14 protein-coding genes are annotated in these 17,730 nt (G+C 34.7%); 11 read left to right on the top strand and 3 right to left on the bottom strand.

Translation table 11 applies throughout. From position 1 onward, the window contains the following. The first annotated feature begins 119 nt into the window (after positions 1 to 119). The 7 genes from QLS65_RS06145 to QLS65_RS06175 all read left to right on the top strand — a co-directional run bounded on the left by QLS65_RS06145 (position 120) and on the right by QLS65_RS06175 (position 12,074). Positions 120 to 3,176: a SusC/RagA family TonB-linked outer membrane protein gene (locus QLS65_RS06145; protein WP_282715974.1), complete on the top strand. Its 3,057-nt coding sequence runs from the start codon at positions 120 to 122 to the stop codon at positions 3,174 to 3,176. An 11-nt stretch (positions 3,177 to 3,187) separates the two neighbouring features. Next, positions 3,188 to 4,666 carry a RagB/SusD family nutrient uptake outer membrane protein gene (locus QLS65_RS06150; RefSeq protein ID WP_282715975.1) on the top strand — a complete coding sequence of 493 codons (1,479 nt, stop codon included), beginning with the start codon at positions 3,188 to 3,190 and terminating at the stop codon, positions 4,664 to 4,666. Between the two features lie 19 nt (positions 4,667 to 4,685). Continuing rightward, positions 4,686 to 6,281 carry a PKD domain-containing protein gene (locus QLS65_RS06155; RefSeq protein ID WP_282715977.1) on the top strand — a complete coding sequence of 532 codons (1,596 nt, stop codon included), beginning with the start codon at positions 4,686 to 4,688 and terminating at the stop codon, positions 6,279 to 6,281. Between the two features lie 91 nt (positions 6,282 to 6,372). Next, positions 6,373 to 8,016 carry a family 16 glycosylhydrolase gene (locus tag QLS65_RS06160; RefSeq protein WP_282715979.1) on the top strand — a complete coding sequence of 548 codons (1,644 nt, stop codon included), beginning with the start codon at positions 6,373 to 6,375 and terminating at the stop codon, positions 8,014 to 8,016. A 67-nt stretch (positions 8,017 to 8,083) separates the two neighbouring features. Beyond that, positions 8,084 to 10,384: a beta-glucosidase BglX gene (gene bglX / locus QLS65_RS06165; RefSeq protein WP_282715980.1), complete on the top strand. Its 2,301-nt coding sequence runs from the start codon at positions 8,084 to 8,086 to the stop codon at positions 10,382 to 10,384. Positions 10,385 to 10,390: 6 nt separating this feature from the next. Beyond that, positions 10,391 to 11,146 (top strand): glycoside hydrolase family 16 protein, encoded by a 756-nt coding sequence (locus tag QLS65_RS06170; protein ID WP_282715982.1) that lies wholly within the window; start codon positions 10,391 to 10,393, stop codon positions 11,144 to 11,146. 343 nt (positions 11,147 to 11,489) lie between these two features. Continuing rightward, positions 11,490 to 12,074, top strand: coding sequence for an RNA polymerase sigma factor (locus tag QLS65_RS06175; RefSeq protein WP_099714755.1), 585 nt, complete (start codon positions 11,490 to 11,492; stop codon positions 12,072 to 12,074). A gap of 310 nt (positions 12,075 to 12,384) precedes the next feature. Here the strand turns inward: QLS65_RS06175 and QLS65_RS06180 are convergent, their stop codons facing one another. Next, positions 12,385 to 13,035 (bottom strand): endonuclease III domain-containing protein, encoded by a 651-nt coding sequence (locus QLS65_RS06180; protein ID WP_282715984.1) that lies wholly within the window; start codon positions 13,033 to 13,035, stop codon positions 12,385 to 12,387. An 89-nt stretch (positions 13,036 to 13,124) separates the two neighbouring features. Between QLS65_RS06180 and bcp the strand changes: the two genes are divergently transcribed. Beyond that, a complete protein-coding gene (gene bcp / locus QLS65_RS06185) occupies positions 13,125 to 13,577 on the top strand; it encodes a thioredoxin-dependent thiol peroxidase (RefSeq protein WP_282715986.1) in 453 nt (150 codons plus the stop codon). 223 nt (positions 13,578 to 13,800) lie between these two features. On the opposite strand, the gene QLS65_RS06190 is transcribed toward bcp, so the two are convergent. Continuing rightward, on the bottom strand, positions 13,801 to 15,261 hold the full coding sequence (locus QLS65_RS06190; protein ID WP_099714758.1) for a TonB-dependent receptor: 1,461 nt from the start codon (positions 15,259 to 15,261) through the stop codon (positions 13,801 to 13,803). A 94-nt stretch (positions 15,262 to 15,355) separates the two neighbouring features. On the opposite strand from QLS65_RS06190, the gene QLS65_RS06195 reads away from it, so the two are divergent. Genes QLS65_RS06195 through QLS65_RS06205 form a run of 3 tightly spaced genes read left to right on the top strand, consistent with a single transcriptional unit; the run spans position 15,356 to position 17,075 of the window. Next, the gene (locus QLS65_RS06195; protein ID WP_282715988.1) at positions 15,356 to 16,120 is read left to right on the top strand and encodes an MBL fold metallo-hydrolase; all 765 of its coding nucleotides are present in this window, start codon (positions 15,356 to 15,358) and stop codon (positions 16,118 to 16,120) included. Between the two features lie 11 nt (positions 16,121 to 16,131). Further along, positions 16,132 to 16,632, top strand: coding sequence for a hypothetical protein (locus tag QLS65_RS06200; RefSeq protein WP_282715990.1), 501 nt, complete (start codon positions 16,132 to 16,134; stop codon positions 16,630 to 16,632). 2 nt (positions 16,633 to 16,634) lie between these two features. After that, positions 16,635 to 17,075 (top strand): hypothetical protein, encoded by a 441-nt coding sequence (locus QLS65_RS06205; protein ID WP_282712382.1) that lies wholly within the window; start codon positions 16,635 to 16,637, stop codon positions 17,073 to 17,075. Positions 17,076 to 17,082: 7 nt separating this feature from the next. Here the strand turns inward: QLS65_RS06205 and QLS65_RS06210 are convergent, their stop codons facing one another. Then, positions 17,083 to 17,730 (bottom strand): alpha/beta hydrolase, encoded by a 648-nt coding sequence (locus tag QLS65_RS06210; RefSeq protein WP_282712384.1) that lies wholly within the window; start codon positions 17,728 to 17,730, stop codon positions 17,083 to 17,085.

The raw sequence follows: 17,730 nt of genomic DNA on the forward strand, positions 1-17,730 counted from the left end.
TTTTTAAATATTATGAATTAAACAAGTGATTTTTTGCATTGTATGTTTTTTGTAGAGGTTCTTTTTGATTTATTATTAGTTGTTCCGATTAATTTTATAATTCACAAAAAATATAAATTATGAAGTCAAACTATCTACTAATCCTTTTTCTATTTCTATCCTCTTTTGGTTTTGCCCAAGGATATGATGTGGGAGGAGTTGTTAAAGAAACCGGTTCTGGTTTACCTATACCTGGAGTAAATGTTCAAGTTAAAAATTCAACTATTGGGACGGCGACAGACATGGATGGTCGTTTTTCTCTAAAAGGAGTTTCCTCTGGCGCAACTTTAATATTTTCATATTTAGGATTTAAAAGTTTTGAATATAAAGTAGTATCTAATAATAGTACTCTTTCTATTTCGTTACAGGAAGATTCTAAAGTATTGGATGAAGTTGTAGTAATTGGATATGGAAGTCAAAAAAAGCGAGAAGTAACAGGAGCAGTTTCTGTGGTAGACAGCAAAACTTTGGAAGCTTTAAAACCAGTTAAAATTGAGCAAGCTTTACAAGGAACTGTTTCCGGAGTGAATGTTACAACTACTTCGGGTGCTCCGGGTGCCGCTTTGGATATTCGCATCAGAGGTATTGCAACCAATGGTGAAAATAGGCCTACAACCATCATCGATGGATATGTTGGAGAGCTTGGATTATTAAATCCAAATGATGTCGAGTCCATCACCGTTTTGAAAGATGCTCAAGCAGCTATTTATGGTACTATTGGTGCTAATGGGGTTATTCTTATCACGACAAAATCAGGGAAAAAGAATTCGAAATCAAAAATTAGTTACAATACCTATACAGGTTTTCAGGAAACGTCAAGAACATTACCAATGCTTAACGCTACTGAATACGCTTTATTATTGAATGAAAGTTATGCTAATGGGGGTAACGCAATTCCCTTTCCTAACGTTTCAGGTTTAGGCAAAGGAACAAACTGGCAAAATGAAGTTTTCAGCACCAGTGTTCCTATTATCAATCATGACATTTCCTTTTCTGGTGGATCAGATAAAATTACCTATGCGGTAAGTGGTTCTCATTTAGATCAGGAAGGAATTATTGGGGAAAGTAAATCCGGTTTTTTAAGAAATACAGCCAGAGTTTCTCTAGGTGCTGATGTTACTGAGAAATTGAAGTTGAAAACAAACGTAATCTATACTTATTTTAATAGAAAATCATTAAACGAAAGTGGTTTAGGTTCTGTTTTGTTCAATGCTTTGAATACACCATCAACACTAACACCGTATGATGCAAATGGGGATTTTACAAAGGTGCCTACAAATACTGGGTTAGGAATTGAAATTATAAATCCATTGGCTCAAATTGCAAATACTTATAATGACTACAACTTCAAAAAAGTCAATGGTAATTTCGGATTAGATTACAAGGTTTTCAAAGATTTTACGATTTCGAGTTCAATTGGTTTTAATACATCAAACAGTGAGTCTAAATCGTTTGCCAAGCAAATTCTATATTGGATAAATCCTTCGGATAAGGTATTTGATGTTTTGAGAAGTTCGGTTTCCCAAAGCGCTATTAATGATAATGATTATTCATTTGATTTATTTGGAACCTATACTAAGAAAATTGGAAATCACAATGTAGTTACAACTGTAGGAAATACTATTTTCAAACAATACGGAAACGGGTTATTTGCAACTGGATTTGATGTTCCTTACAATTCATGGGAATTTGCAGATATAGCATTGACCAAAGGGATTTCTGAAACCGTACCAAACGGTTCCTATAATTATGATGAACGAAGGCTTTCTTATTTTGCAAGAGCACAATATGATTACAAAGGGAAGTACCTTTTTTCTGCGATGATACGACGTGATGCTTCGACAAAATTTGGACCTGGAAATAAAGTGGGTTATTTTCCATCATTTACTGCGGGTTGGGTAATTTCTGATGAAGGTTTCTTTGGAGAAGACAAACTAATAAACTTCATGAAATTGAGAGGAAGCTACGGTACTTTAGGGAATGACCAGATTCCAAACAATGGTTATGTTTCGCAATTAAGCGGAGAAGCGACCTATGTTTTTGATGATGTTTTAGTGAATGGTTTAGCTACAGGACAAATTCCAAATCCAAATTTGAAATGGGAAGAAGCCAGAAAATTTGACGTTGGTTTAGATCTTAAATTGATACAAAATAAAGTTTCCATTGTTGCGGATTATTTTATTGATACCAGAGCCGATTTGTTAATTCCATTTATACCTGTTTCTGGAATCAACGGAACAGCAGCTCCTGGTGCAGGTTCACCAACAATCAATGCAGGAACGGTAAGAAATTCAGGTTTAGAGTTTGCGATAGATTACAAAAACAAATTCTCGGATAATTTTTCGATGAGTGTTGGGTACAATGTTACGTTCCTTAAAAACGAAGTATTAGCCGTAAACAACGGGATAGGATATATTGAAGGAGGTTCATTTGGCGTAGGCCAACAAGCACCTTCAAGAATGGAAGTGGGTCAGCCAATAGGTTATTTTTATGGATACAAAACAGACGGAATTTTTCAAAACCAGTCAGAAGTTGATGCACACCCGTCTCAATTATCTTTGGGTGCTGACGCCAGTCCTGGAGACCTTCGCTTTGTAGATGTGAATGGAGACGGAATTCTTAATTCAAGTGACAGAACGAATATTGGAGATCCAATTCCTGAAGCTACAATGGGTTTCAATTTACAAATGAATTACAAAAACTTTGATTTTGCAGTCTATACTTTTGCTTCCGTAGGAAATGATATGGTAAGAAATTACGAAAGAAACCTTACAGATGTCAATCGACTTAATTATGTTTTAGACCGTTGGACTGGCGAAGGAAGTACTAATACTACTCCAAGAGTGACTACAAGTGCTACAGGAAATTCTACTTTCTCCAGTTATTTTGTTGAAGATGCTTCTTATTTAAGAATCCAAAACATGCAATTGGGATATTCAATAAATTCTAAATTTTCTGAAAAAGCAGGAATCACAAAACTGCGTTTGTATGCGGGTGTAAATAATTTATACACGTTTACAAAGTACAAAGGTTTTGATCCGGGTGCTTCTAATGGAGCTCCAATTGGCGGAGGAATTGACTATGGTTTCTATCCAATCCCAAGAACCTATTTGTTAGGTTTAAACATTAATTTTTAATTCGTATTAAAATGAAAAAGTATCTATTTATTACCCTTATATCGATAACAATCTTCTCAACTGTAACCATTTCCTGTAGTGATGATTTTGTGGATCGACCTATAGAATATTCGATTGATTCTGAGAATTATTTTAATTCAAAATCAGATTATGACAATGCTTTAATTGCAGCGTATGATTTGTTGCAAACTACATATCTAAATGCATTGTTAGGCGAAATAGCTTCAGATAATACTTTGGCCGGAGGCGAAAGTCAATCGGATACTCCGGGTTTTCAGCAAATTGATGACATGATTCACACGCCGGTGAACAGCAATCTAAAAAACTTATGGGACTGGATGTTCGCAGGAGTTCAAAGAGCCAATTACATTTTGGAATTCAAAGACAAAACAGACTTTCAAGGGAAAAATCAAGTGATTGGTGAAGCTCGTTTTCTTAGAGCCTATTATCATTTTGAATTAGTAAAATGGTTTGGTGGAATCCCATTGAAAGGGGATGCAAGGTTCAGCTCTGGTGACGAGAAAATAATTCCGCGTTCATCCGTTTCAGAAGTGTATGCTTCAATTGAAGCCGATTTGATTTTTGCTTCTCAAAACTTATCTGCAACAGCAGCCCAAAAAGGAAGAGCAACTAAAGGCGCAGCTTTGGCATTATTAGGAAAAGCATATTTGTACCAGAATAAATACGCGCAAGCAGCAACAACCTTCGAAAGTTTAATCGGAACTTCTTCCTATTCATTGGTTTCAGATTACAATACTATTTTTGAAAATGCTGGAGAAAATGGATTAGAATCGGTTTTCGAAGTACAATACACGGATGTAGAAGGGGCAGGTTTTGGATGTCTCCAATGTAGCGAAGGAAATGTAGCCGTTGGTTTTAGTGGACCAAGAAATTATTCAGGTGATTTATTTACTTCGGGTTTCAGTTTTAATGTTCCAACTCAGAAAGTCGTAAACGCATTTGAAGCCGGAGACAGAAGAGAAGCGGTAGCAATATTAGATATCGAAGCTTGGGCGACAGCAACAGGAGCTACTTTTGGAAAAGGATATGAACACACCGGTTTTTTCAACAGAAAATACATTCCAAGAAAAAGAAGTGCCAACGCACAAGGAGATTTAAACCTAACTAATCCTAATAATTACAGGGCCATTCGCTATGCAGATGTTCTTTTGATGGCGGCCGAAGCTTACAATCGCGGAGGAATCGATGATACTAAAGCAAGAGGATATTTGAACCAAGTTAGAAGACGTGCTTTTGGTGATTTGAATCATGATATTTCGTCTTCTGGAGCAGCTTTGACTGACTTTATTTTAGCAGAAAGAAGATTGGAATTAGTTGGTGAAGGACACCGTTTCTTCGATTTAGTACGAACTGGCAAAGCAGCTCAGGAAATTACTGGATTTACAGTCAACAAAAATGAATTGTTTCCAATTCCTATCGAGGAAATTCAATTTGCAAATGGAAATTGGCAACAAAATCCGGGATATTAAAAACTAATATTATTTAAATATGAAAAACTTAAAATTAATACTAAGTCTTTTTGCTCTAATCCTCTTTTTAGGATGTTCAGACGAAAATAATGACGTAGATCTGGATGGAATAAATGCTCCTTCAAATGTATCTGCTCTGACGACCATTACTCAGGATAACTCAGGAAATGTTACTTTTTTGCCTCGTGGCGAAGGAGTTACTCAGTTCGAAATTTATTTTGGTGACACAACTACAGCTCCTGTATATGTAAACCCCGGAAGTACGATTACCCATAAATACAGAGAAGGTAAATTTCAGGCAAAAATTGTAGGAGTAACTATTAATGGTAAAAAAACCGAAACGATTCAAGAGGTAACTGTTTCTTTTTTGGCACCAACTAATTTTGAACCTACTATAACTATTGGAAGTAATCTATCGATTAATGTAACTGCCAAAGCGGAATTAGAGACTTTCTTTCAAGTTTATTTTGGAGATGTAGCAAATGAAGTTCCGGTAGATTTCATGCAAGATGAGGTGATTACGCACACGTATTTAAATCCGGGAACGTATCAGGTAAAAGTGGTTGCACTAAGCGGAGGAGTTGCTACGACACAAAAAACACAAAGTGTAACAGTAACTAATTTATTCGCTGCTCCAGTTCCTACAATTCCGGCAGCAAATGTCATCTCAATGTTTAGCGATAGTTATACAAATGTTGCTGTTGATACTTGGAGAACTTCTTGGTCACAGGCAAATTTAGAAGATATTGATATTAGTGGCAATAAAACCAAAAAGTACAGTTCATTAGGTTTTGTGGGTATTGAATCGACTACATCTCCTATAAATGCTTCGGCAATGACTTTCTTCCACACCGATATTTGGTCATCTGATTTTACAGAGTTTAAAGTTAAATTAGTTGATTTTGGAGCTAATGGTGTTTTTGGTGGAGGGGATGATAAAGAACATGAAATTACAATCGCTAATCCCGCTAAGGAAAAATGGGTGAGCTTAGATATTCCATTAAGTGATTTCACTGGATTGACGACACGCAGTCATATAGCACAGTTAATTTTTGTAGGCGCACCATTTGGAAGTACAACTGTCTATGTTGATAATGTGTTCTTCTATAATCAAGCTGCTTCAATTACAGCAGCACCTACGCCAACAGTAGCAGCCTCTAAAGTGATTTCTATGTTTAGCGACGCTTATACAAATGTTGCTGTTAATACTTGGAGAACTTCTTGGTCAAGTGCCACACTAACGGATTTGAGTATTAATGGAAATGCGACAAAAAAATATAGTGCATTGGATTTTGTTGGTATAGAAGCGACTACAACGCCTATAAATGCTACTGCAATGACACATTTTCACACTGACGTCTGGTCCTCAGATTTTACACAATTCAAAATAAAATTAGTCGATTTTGGAGCTAATGGAGCCTTTGGAGGAGGAGATGATGTAGAACATGAAATTACAATTCCGTCACCAGCTAAAGGATCTTGGGTAAGTTTAGATATTCCGTTAAGTTCCTTCACAGGATTAACTACACGAGCACACATTGCACAGTTAATTTATGTGGGTGGCCCTTCTGGAAATAACACTGTTTATATAGATAATGTTTATTTTCATAATTAATAAAAATAGAAAGTATCAACTAATTATGGATTTAAAATGAGTTTGTATAAAACGAGTATCCTAACTACATTTTTTTAAAAAAATATTTAAAATGAAAAAAATAATCATAAATATAGTATCCGTTTTTGTCCTTCTTTTGATGGTCAATTGTCAGGAAGATAATTTAGGTTTTGGAGCACTAGACACGCCAACAAATCTTCAAGTTACAGCGGAAATAATAGGTAAATCTGCTGCATTTCCAAACGGAGATGGTTCCGGAAAAGTAAAATTTACCAGTACAGCAGAAAATGCTATTTCGTATAAATACATTTTTAGCGATGGGACTTCAAAGAATTCGCCAAGCGGTATGTTCGAAAATGTTTTTGCAACACCAGGGACAAACACATACACAGTGACCGTAATTGCTTCTGGAGCAGGAGGAGTTGCCACTAATGTTACTTTGGAAGTAACCGTTTTTAGTAATTTTAAAGATGAGCAAGCGGTACAGTTTTTAACAGGTGGAGCTACCAGAAAATGGTATTGGGCACAAGCTGAGGAGGGACACTTAGGAGTTGGTCCAAACGTAGCATGGTCTGATCCAACTTTTGGAAAGCAAAATTATTACCCTTCATTTTATAGCGCTAAGGCAAATGAAAAATCAGCTACTTGTTTGTACAATAGTGTGATGACTTTTTCTTTAGTAGGAGCTCAAATGAAATTTGAATTAGATAACAAAGGTCAAACGTATTATAATGGTGCTTTTAAAGGCGGTGGCGATGATGCTTGTTATGATTTAAACACCAGTGGTGCAAAAACAGTTACTTTGAGTAAGTCAGATTCATTTGTTTCAAAAAATCCAGATAGTGCAACCCAAACTAGAGGTACGGTTTTAAACATAGCTGATGCAGGTTTTATGGGGTATTTTGTTGGAACCAGTTCTTACGAAATTTTATCAATTACAGATAATCGTATGGTTGTGCGAGTGATTCAGTCAGGAAATCCATTTTTAGCTTGGTATCATATTTTTACGACAACGGCTCCTGGTGCAGTTGTAACTCCGACTCCAACTACAAATTATACGGTTTTGAAATTTTCTGACGAATTTAATGTTGACGGTGCTCCGGATCCTACAAAATGGGGATACGATCTTGGTGCTGGCGGTTGGGGAAATGGCGAAGCCCAAACGTATACAAGTGCTTCTGATAATGTAATTGTACAAGGCGGAAATCTAAAAATTACGGCTAAAAAATCAGGAACAGGATATACTTCCTCAAGGTTGAAAACAGAAGATAAATATGAATTTACTTATGGGAAAATTGAAGTAAAAGCAAAATTACCTGCGGGTGGAGGAACTTGGCCGGCGATTTGGTCTTTGGGACAAGATTATAAAACAAATGCTTGGCCAAAATGTGGTGAAATTGATTTCATGGAACACAAAGGAAATGATCCAAATGTAATTCACGGAACTTTACATTATCCGGGTAATTTTGGTGCAAACCCAAACACAGCTACAACAACAATAACAAATGCGTCTACTGAATTCCATATTTACAAAACAATCTGGAGTCCTACTTCAATTCAGTTTTATGTAGATGATAAGCTCTTTCATTCTTTTATCAATAGCGCTTCAGTACCTTTCAATAGTGATTTTTTCTTAATATTGAATGTGGCAATGGGAGGAAGTTTTGGAGGAACAATTGATCCTGCTTTTTCGCAATCTTCAATGGAAATTGATTATGTAAGGATTTATCAATAAAATATGTAATGAATTTATAAAGGTCGGTTCTTTTACCGACCTTTTAATTATAACAAAAAGGATAAAGATGAGAAATAAATCCCTGTTAGCATTATTTGCTATTACAGCTTTAATAATTGCAGGCTGCAGCAATAAAATTTTAAAATCACCTGTTTCTTATTCCAAAGAAAATATTTTAGATACTAAAGTAGATTCTGTACTCAAATTGATGACTCTGGAAGAAAAAGTGGGACAACTCAACCAGTATAACGGATTTTGGGATATTACAGGTCCAACTCCAAAAGAAGGTCAGGCAGCTAAAAAATACGAAGACCTGAAAAAAGGTTTAGTGGGATCGATGCTGAATGTAAAAGGAGTTAAAGATGTAAAAGCGTTGCAAAAAATTGCGGTAGAACAAACACGATTGGGAATTCCGTTACTTTTTGGGTTTGATGTCATTCATGGGTATAAAACGATTAGTCCAATTCCACTGGCTGAAGCAGCAAGTTGGGATTTAGAAGCAATAAAAAAGTCAGCGGCAATTGCCTCAGAAGAAGCAGCTTCGGTAGGATTGAACTGGACTTTTGCACCCATGGTTGATATTTCCAGAGATGCCCGCTGGGGTCGTGTTATGGAAGGAGCTGGTGAGGACACTTTTTTAGGAAGTAAAATTGCCGTAGCTCGTATACAAGGTTTTCAAGGCGAAGATTTGGCCGCTACGAATACTATTTTGGCTTGCGCCAAACATTTTGCAGGATATGCGTTTGCAGAATCAGGAAGAGATTATAATACGGTTGATATTAGTGAAACGGTGTTGCAGAATACAATTTTTCCTCCTTTTAAAGCGGCGGTTGATGCTGGTGTGCGAACGTTTATGAACTCTTTCAATGAATTGAATGGAATTCCCGCAACAGGAAATGCCTATTTACAAAGAGAAGTTTTAAAAAGAGATTGGAAATTTAATGGTTTCGTAGTTTCTGATTGGGGTTCTATCAACGAAATGATACCACATGGTTATGCCAAAGACAGTAAACATGCTGCCGAAATAGCAATTAATGCCGGTTCAGACATGGATATGGAATCCAGTGCGTATGTGGAACATTTGGTAGCATTAGTGAAGGAAGGTAAAGTCAAGGAAAGTGATATTGATGATTCGACAAGACGCATTTTGAAAGTAAAGTTCGAATTGGGTTTGTTTGACGATCCATACAAATATTGTGATGAAAATCGAGAATTGGCAACCGTTGGGAAACAAGAATTTCAAGAAGGAGTTTTGGATGTAGCCAAAAAATCGATTGTGCTTTTGAAAAATGAAAAGGAAGTATTGCCTTTAAAAAAATCAGGTCAAAAAATTGCATTAATCGGTGCTTTGGCAAATGATAAAACGAGTCCTTTGGGGAGTTGGAGAATCGCTGCTGACGATAACTCGGCTGTTTCAGTTCTGGAAGGATTACAAAAGTATTCAGGGAACCAACTTACTTATGCTAAAGGAGCTGATGTAGCCGAGGGAAGAACACAATTCATTTGGGAAACTAAAATCAATACAACTGATAAGAGCGGATTTGCAGAAGCCATTGCGGTTGCAAAACAAGCCGATGTGGTAGTTATGGTTTTGGGAGAACACGGGTTGCAATCAGGCGAGGGAAGAAGTAGAGCAGATTTAGGTTTGCCAGGTGTTCAACAAGAATTATTGGAAGCAATTTATAAAGTCAATCCTAATGTTGTTTTGGTTTTAAATAACGGCCGACCATTAGCAATTCCTTGGGCTGATGAAAATATTCCTGCAATTGTTGAAGGATGGCATTTAGGAACGCAAAGTGGTAACGCAATAGCACAAGTTTTATACGGTGATTATAACCCAAGCGGAAAATTGCCAATGACTTTTCCTAGAAATGTAGGTCAGGTTCCTATTTATTACAATTATAAAAATACAGGAAGACCTATTATGAACGAGCCCGAAAGTGTATTTTGGTCACATTATATTGATGAAAAGAACACGCCTTTGTATCCTTTTGGTCACGGATTAAGTTATTCTAAATTTGAATACTCTAATTTACAATTATCATCTAATGCATTTGCTAAAAATGGTAAAATAGAAGTTTCAGTAACTATAAAAAATATTGGAAAAGTTACCGGAAAAGAGGTTGTTCAATTGTATATTAGAGATTTGATAGGAAGTATTACCCGTCCGGTAAAAGAGTTGAAAGGATTCGAAATGATCGAATTGCAGCCTAACGAAGCAAAAAAAGTAGTATTTTCAATCGATGAAAAAACAATTGAATACTTCACAGCCAATAAAAAATGGGAAGCAGAAGCAGGTGACTTTAAAGTATTCATCGGAGGAAGTTCAGTAACAAAGTTGGAAGGAGATTTTCAATATTCTAATTAAAATAAAATGAAAAAAATACTAATATTATTGCTTGTGGTTAATTTTTCTTTCGCACAACAGAACAAACGAAAACTGGTTTGGCAAGAAAATTTTGACGGCACCACATTAAACGAAAATAATTGGAATTTTGAGCTTGGAGATGGCTGTCCTAATTGTGGTTGGGGAAACAATGAACGACAACTGTACACGAAACAAAACCACACGGTTGCTAAAAATCAGTTAGTTATCACGGCCAAAAAGGAAGGTGATAAATACACTTCGACACGGATTACCACCAAAGGCAAAAAAGAGTTTCAATATGGACGCTTCGAAGCTAGAGCAAAGTTGCCTGTTGGGCAAGGAGTTTGGCCGGCTTGGTGGATGTTGGGTTCAAGTATCAGTGAAGTCGGTTGGCCAAAATCTGGAGAAATCGATATTTTAGAATATGTAGGGAAAGAACCCAATATGGTTTTTACTTCTTTGCATACACAAGACAGTCATGGAAACACTATAAATACCAAGAAAACAAGATTTGATGCTATCGAGGAAGGTTTTCACATTTACGCTGTAGAATGGACGAAAGATAAAATTGATTTTTTTGTAGATGATACTTTAGTGTATACCTTTCAACCTGAAAATAAAACAGAAGCGATTTGGCCATTCAACCAACCCTTTTATTTTATTGTCAATATGGCTATAGGAGGAAATTTTGGAGGTCCCGAAGTAGATGACACTATACTTCCGCAGGATTTTATAGTTGATTACATTCGAGTCTATCAATAATCAGAAATAATAAGTAAACTAATTAAAAATAAAATAAGGTTAGATTGTAATTAATTGATAATCAGACTTTGTTTTGTTTTTTCTAGTTTCAGATTTCATTTTTAGTAAAAGACTCCTAATTGTTATTCGTCAGCATCCTATTTTTATAGGAATGTGAAAAAAGAAGAAAAATTTTAACAATTTTCAGCCTTGTTCTGTTAATTTTTATTAATTTTACTTGCATGTTAAAACAATAATTAGTTAAATTTGAAAACTTAACAAACCTAAATAAACACTAGCCTATAATAGAAAACTACTTTTTAGAGACATCTCTTATTTTATTTTAAAACTAAAAAGTATTATTATGGTTAATATACAACTCCCTGACGCGTCATTGGTAAAGGATTATGTCGCAGGTAACGAGGATGCCTTAGCTAAACTAATAAAAAGGCACGAATCAAAAATTTATGGTTTTATTTATTCGAAAATTCCGGATAAAGATATTACCAACGATATTTTTCAAGATACTTTTATCAAAGTGATTAAGACTTTGAAATCAAATTCATATAACGAAGAAGGTAAATTCTTACCTTGGGTTATGCGCATATCCCATAATCTCGTTGTAGATCATTTCAGGAAGACAAAAAAAATGCCCATGTTTAGAGAAACCGAAGAGTTCTCTATTTTTTCCATAATGTCAGATGATTGTCAAACGATAGAGAATAAAATAATTTCGGAACAAGTCGAAATGGATTTAAAAAAACTAATCGAAGGACTTCCGGCTGATCAAAAAGAGGTGTTGGTGATGCGAATGTATCAGGACATGAGTTTTAAGGAAATTTCGGAATCGACTGGAGTTAGCATCAATACCGCTTTAGGAAGAATGCGATATGCTTTGATGAATTTGAGAAAAGTGATAGATAAACACCAAATTGTTTTGACCAATTAACAATATGTTTAAACTTGCTGCGTTGTAATGTAAAGAAAAATATATATTACTCTATGGCAAAAATTTACTCAAAAAAAGAATCAGTTTCAAAAAACAGGAAACCAAGTAAAGAAACAATTTCTTTCTTATTAAGCTATTCCAAAGCGTTAAGCATAATAAAAATAGACAATAAAAGTTTCGAAATCATATCGAATTAAAAACACCTGATTCCAATTATAGTTGGTCTTAAGTGTATTTAATTTGGTTTTTAAATTATTAAAAAATCCCATTATTTTAAAAAAAATAATGGGATTTTTTGTTCAATGAGGTTTTATTTTTTGTTGTAGGAATCAAGGACTGTTTTTCTGCCAATTGTTTTTGTGATAATATCTTTGTCTAAATCCCAGCCACGAGCCGGAGAATATTGCCTTCCGTACCAAATAATCTGAAGGTGTAAATCATTCCAAAGTTCTTCAGGAAAAATACGTTTCGCATCTTTCTCTGTTTGGACAACATTTTTTCCGTTTGTCAAATTCCATCGATACATCAATCGATGAATGTGAGTATCAACGGGAAAAGCAGGAACCCCAAAGGCTTGCGACATTACAACACTTGCTGTTTTATGTCCTACCGCAGGTAATTCTTCTAAAAACTCAAAACTTTGAGGTACTTTTCCATCATGTTTGTCAATTAAAATATGGGATAAACCATGAATTCCTTTTGATTTCATTGGCGATAAGCCACAAGGACGAATGATTTCCTTAATTTCCTCCACGGACATTTTTATCATATCGTATGGATTGTCAGCCTTAGCAAAAAGTAAAGGTGTAATTTGGTTCACGCGAACATCCGTACATTGTGCCGAAAGTAAAACAGCAATCAATAATGTATAAGGATCCTTATGGTCTAAAGGAACTGGAATCGTTGGGTATAACTCTTTTAACGTATTTATAACAAACGTTACACGTTCTTGTTTATTCATTATTCATTAAATTTGATTTGTAAAGAAAAACAATTTCATTGGCATTAGCAAAATTCAATTTCAATTCAAATAAATAAAAAATATAAATAATGACAACATTAAAAAAAGGAGATAAAGCACCTAATTTTTCTGGTCTGGACCAAGACGGAAAATCACATCAATTAGCGGATTATGCGGGTAAAAAATTAGTCGTTTTCTTTTATCCAAAAGCAAATACGCCAGGCTGCACTGCAGAAGCTTGTGATTTAAGAGACAATTTCGAACGATTCCAAGCTAATAATTATGAGCTGTTAGGCGTAAGTGCCGATGCGCAAAAATCACAAGCTAAATTCAAAGAAAAATTTGATTTTCCGTTTCCGTTACTTGCTGATGAGGATAAATCTGTAATTCAGGCTTTTGGAGTTTGGGGACCAAAGAAGTTTATGGGAAAAGAATATGACGGTATTCACAGAACCACATTTGTAATTGATGAAAAAGGAATTATCGAAGATGTGATTTCAGATGTGAAAACTAAGGCTCATGCAGCTCAGATATTGAAGTAAGTGTTCAGTAATCAGTTATTAGTGTTCAGTTACTGCAATTACAAATAAGTATACAAAAACTGAAATTAAATTTTGACAAACAAAATAAAGTCCAGAGTTGAGGTGTTAAATGACCTCAATTCTGGACTTTGTTTTGTAATTTAAATCGAAATTTCATGACTGATTCCGATAGTTATTAGGACTAGCAACTGAACACTAAAAACTGATTACTGACCACTATTCGCTAATTACTTTCCTTCAAAACTTTGTTTGGGTCATACCCAAAAAGGCGGTGTTCTTTGATTATTTCTGCAATACCAGTAGGAAGCATTATTTCCCAACCCGGTTTTCCATTATTAATCATATTTAAAACTTCACGAGAGAAAACTTCTAAAATAGAAGGGTCATAATCATCTATGTCAACTACTTTTCCGTTGAATTTAAAGAATTTGTATAATTCTTTCATTCTAGGATGTACTTTCAAGTTTTCTGATGTGATGATTTCTCCGTCTTCTCCAATCATTGGATACAAGAAAACTTTCATATCGCGATAGAATAATTTTCCAAATGCTTCCAAAATTCCACCACTTAAATGACGGTAATATTTCTCATCAAAAATATCTACTAAATTATTCACGCCCATGGCTAATCCCATTCTGGCTTTGGTATAATTAGCAAAATATTCCACCACTTTATAGTATTCCTGGAAGTTTGAAATCATTACAGTTTGTCCAAGTGAACACAGTAATTCAGCCCTATCCATAAAATCTCTTTCATCGATTTCACCATCAGAACGTAAGTTTGATAATGTAATTTCAAAAACTACCAGTGTGTTTTCGGCATTTACCTTATTTTCATTCAGGAACATTTTTAATGATTTCTCATACATGTCCATGTTCACTTTTGTAACGGGACGAAAACTACCTCTAAAAGCAAGAATATTTTTCTTGTATAAAATTGCTGCAGGAAGAATGTTTTTACCTTCAGGGTTAAACATTACCGCATCAGTCATTCCGTTTTTTACTAATTGTAAACTCATCAAACGATTGTCAACATCAGCAAAACGAGGTCCTGAGAAATTTATAGTGTCTATTTCTAATTGATCTTTATCTAGGTGATCGTATAAATAACGCAACAATCGTTTAGGATCATTGTATTTATAATATGCTCCATAAATTAAGTTTACACCAAGAATACCAAGCGTTTCTTGTTGCAAGCGGACATCAGTTTCTTTAAATCGAATGTGAATGATAATCTCGTTATAATCCTCATCTGGTTCAATTTGATAACTAATTCCAACCCAACCATGTCCTTTGAATTGTTTTGCAAAATCTATCGTAGCTACAGTATTGGCATAACTAAAAAACATTTTATTAGGATGTTTTTCTCTGCTCAATCTTTTTTCTATCAGATTTACTTCATGAGAAAGCATTTTTTTAAGTCGACTTTCGGTTACGTAACGGCCGTCTTCTTCAACGCCATATACAGCATCACTAAAGTCTTTGTCATAAGCTGACATTGCTTTTGCAATTGTACCCGAAGAACCACCAGATCTAAAAAAATGTCTTACAGTTTCTTGACCAGCTCCAATTTCTGCAAAAGTTCCGTAAATATTTTCATTTAAATTGATACGTAGTGCTTTGTCTTTAATCGAAGGGATTTGTTCGATGATTTTGTCACCTTTTAATTTTATTTCTGTATCCATTTTCTTTTAATATGGCTAATATGTTGCAAAGTTAATGAAATAGGTTTCTAATGAAAGATAATTAACCCTATTTTTGTAAATAAAAGCAATAAAATTGAAGGTATATTTTTTAGGAACTGGCACATCACAAGGGATTCCTGTTATTGGGAGTAACCATCCGGTATGTAAAAGCACTGATTTTAAAGACAAAAGACTGAGAGTTTCCGTTTGGATTTCTTGGGGAAACCATTCTTTTGTTATTGACTGCGGACCTGATTTTAGACAGCAAATGCTTTCTTCAAATTGTCAAAAAGTAGATGGAATCCTGTTTACCCACGAACATGCTGACCATACAGCAGGAATAGATGATATTCGTCCGTTTAATTTCAAGCAGGGAGAAATTCCAATTTATGCACATCAAAGGGTTATAGATAATCTGAGAAGGCGGTTTGACTACGTTTTTGAAACGGTAAATAAATATCCGGGCGCACCTTCTGTTGCTACTATAGAAGTTGTGAATAATGAACCATTTTCCCTTGGAAATAAAACAGTAATTCCTATTGATGTAATGCATGGAAATCTCCAGGTTTTTGGGTATCGAATAGATGATTTTGCCTATTTAACGGATGTGAAAACTATTGAAAAAAGCGAAATCGGAAAATTAAAAAATTTGAAAGTGTTGGTTATAAATGCTTTACGGGAAGAGCCTCATGATACGCATTTCAATTTGAAAGAAGCATTAGATTTTATAACTTTGGTCCAGCCAAAAACCACTTATCTTACACACATTAGTCATATTATGGGATACCATGAAGAGGTTCAAAAAAACCTTCCTCCAAATGTTTTTCTAGCGTACGACAATTTAGAAATTACACTATAATTCAATTTACAATGAAACAATCATTATTCCTTTATCTCACTATTTTAGCGGTACTTTCTTCAATTTTTACTTATATGTTTTTGAGTAAACAGGTGACATTTGAACAAACAAGGTATGAAAAAACTACAAAAAAGTTAAGAGACAGTCTACGTTTAGTTTCGAATCAGTTAGCTGATGCCAACTATTTTTCTTTGGCTAAAAACGAAAACGCCCAAAATTATTTTGATTCAGGAAGTTCAGATAAAATAATTCAATACGAAAAATTAATTCCTGTTGTTACTGAAAAATTATTAGATTATAATTCCAATCCAAAAGGAAATCCTTACACTGGGCAAGATCAAATTGGGACAAATAAATTTATTGTCAATAAAGTAAGAATCCTAAACCACAGATGGATTATTGCAGACTTTAGTGACGGTGAAATTTGGGGAGAGGTTTTATTAAAATATTTTGTAAATGCTGATGACAGTATCTCTTTTGAAGTAAATCAATCATTGTTATATCAAAAATAAGCATGAAAAAAGGATTATTGTTTTCGGTAATGATCATTTTTGCTTTTTCTTGTGCAAAACAGATGGATCAAAAAAAGGAATCCAAGACTACAATTCTAAAAGAAGAAAAACCAGAATTAACAGGTGGAGATTTGGATGAACACGGGTGTAAAGCTTCTGCTGGTTATACTTGGTCTGCGTTGAGAAAGGAGTGTATTCGAGTTTTCGAAATTGGAACTCGATTAAATCATTATGAACAAGAAAGTGCAACTACATCAGCTTTTGTAATTTTTGAAGCTAATAATGGAAATAAAGCAGAATTATTTCTGGATACCCAAAAGGAATCTATTATCTTAGAACGTAAATCCGAAGGCCAACCATGGGTTAAGGATGATTGGCAATTGATTACTTGGAAAGGTTATGTTTTGAAAAAAGCCGAAGAAATTAAATATACAGGACAATAAAAATCAGTTAGTTGTTTACTAACCAATTTTTAAAGTCATAGAAATTTTGTGGCGCCACTCCATGACCCACAGGATATTCTTTATAGGTTATATTTATTCCTAAATTTTCTAGTATTGCAGGTGTTTTTCTAGCCCATTCTACGGGGATTACTTGATCTACAGTTCCGTGTGAAGCAAATATTTTCAAGTTAGTAAAGTTGTTTTTAAGATAATCCTCTGCCACAATTTCTAAATTTAAATAGCCACTCATAGCTACTACTTTTTGAACTTTTTCTGGGTAAGAAAGTGCTACTGCATAACTCAAGATTGATCCTTGGCTGAAACCAACTAGAGCAATTTGTGTTTCATCGATAGGATAATTAGCGGCTAACTCATCAATAAATCCAGCGATTATATCTCTTGAAACTTTAGCTTGCTTATGGTCTGAAAATTTATTTTGATCAGCATCAAAGTTTATCGCGTACCAAGCATAACTGCCGTATTGTAAGTCGTAAGGAGCTCGTGCTGAGATGATATAATATTCCTCTGGAAGTTCGGTTGCGAATGAAAACAAATCTTCTTCATTGCTGCCATATCCATGTAATAAAAGGATAAGAGGATTTTTGTCTAATTTTATTTTAGGTTCTCGTATTTTACATTCTAAAGATAAATTCAT

The sequence above is a fragment of the Flavobacterium algoritolerans genome (genome assembly GCF_030010385.1).
Taxonomy (GTDB): Bacteria; Bacteroidota; Bacteroidia; order Flavobacteriales; family Flavobacteriaceae; genus Flavobacterium; species Flavobacterium algoritolerans.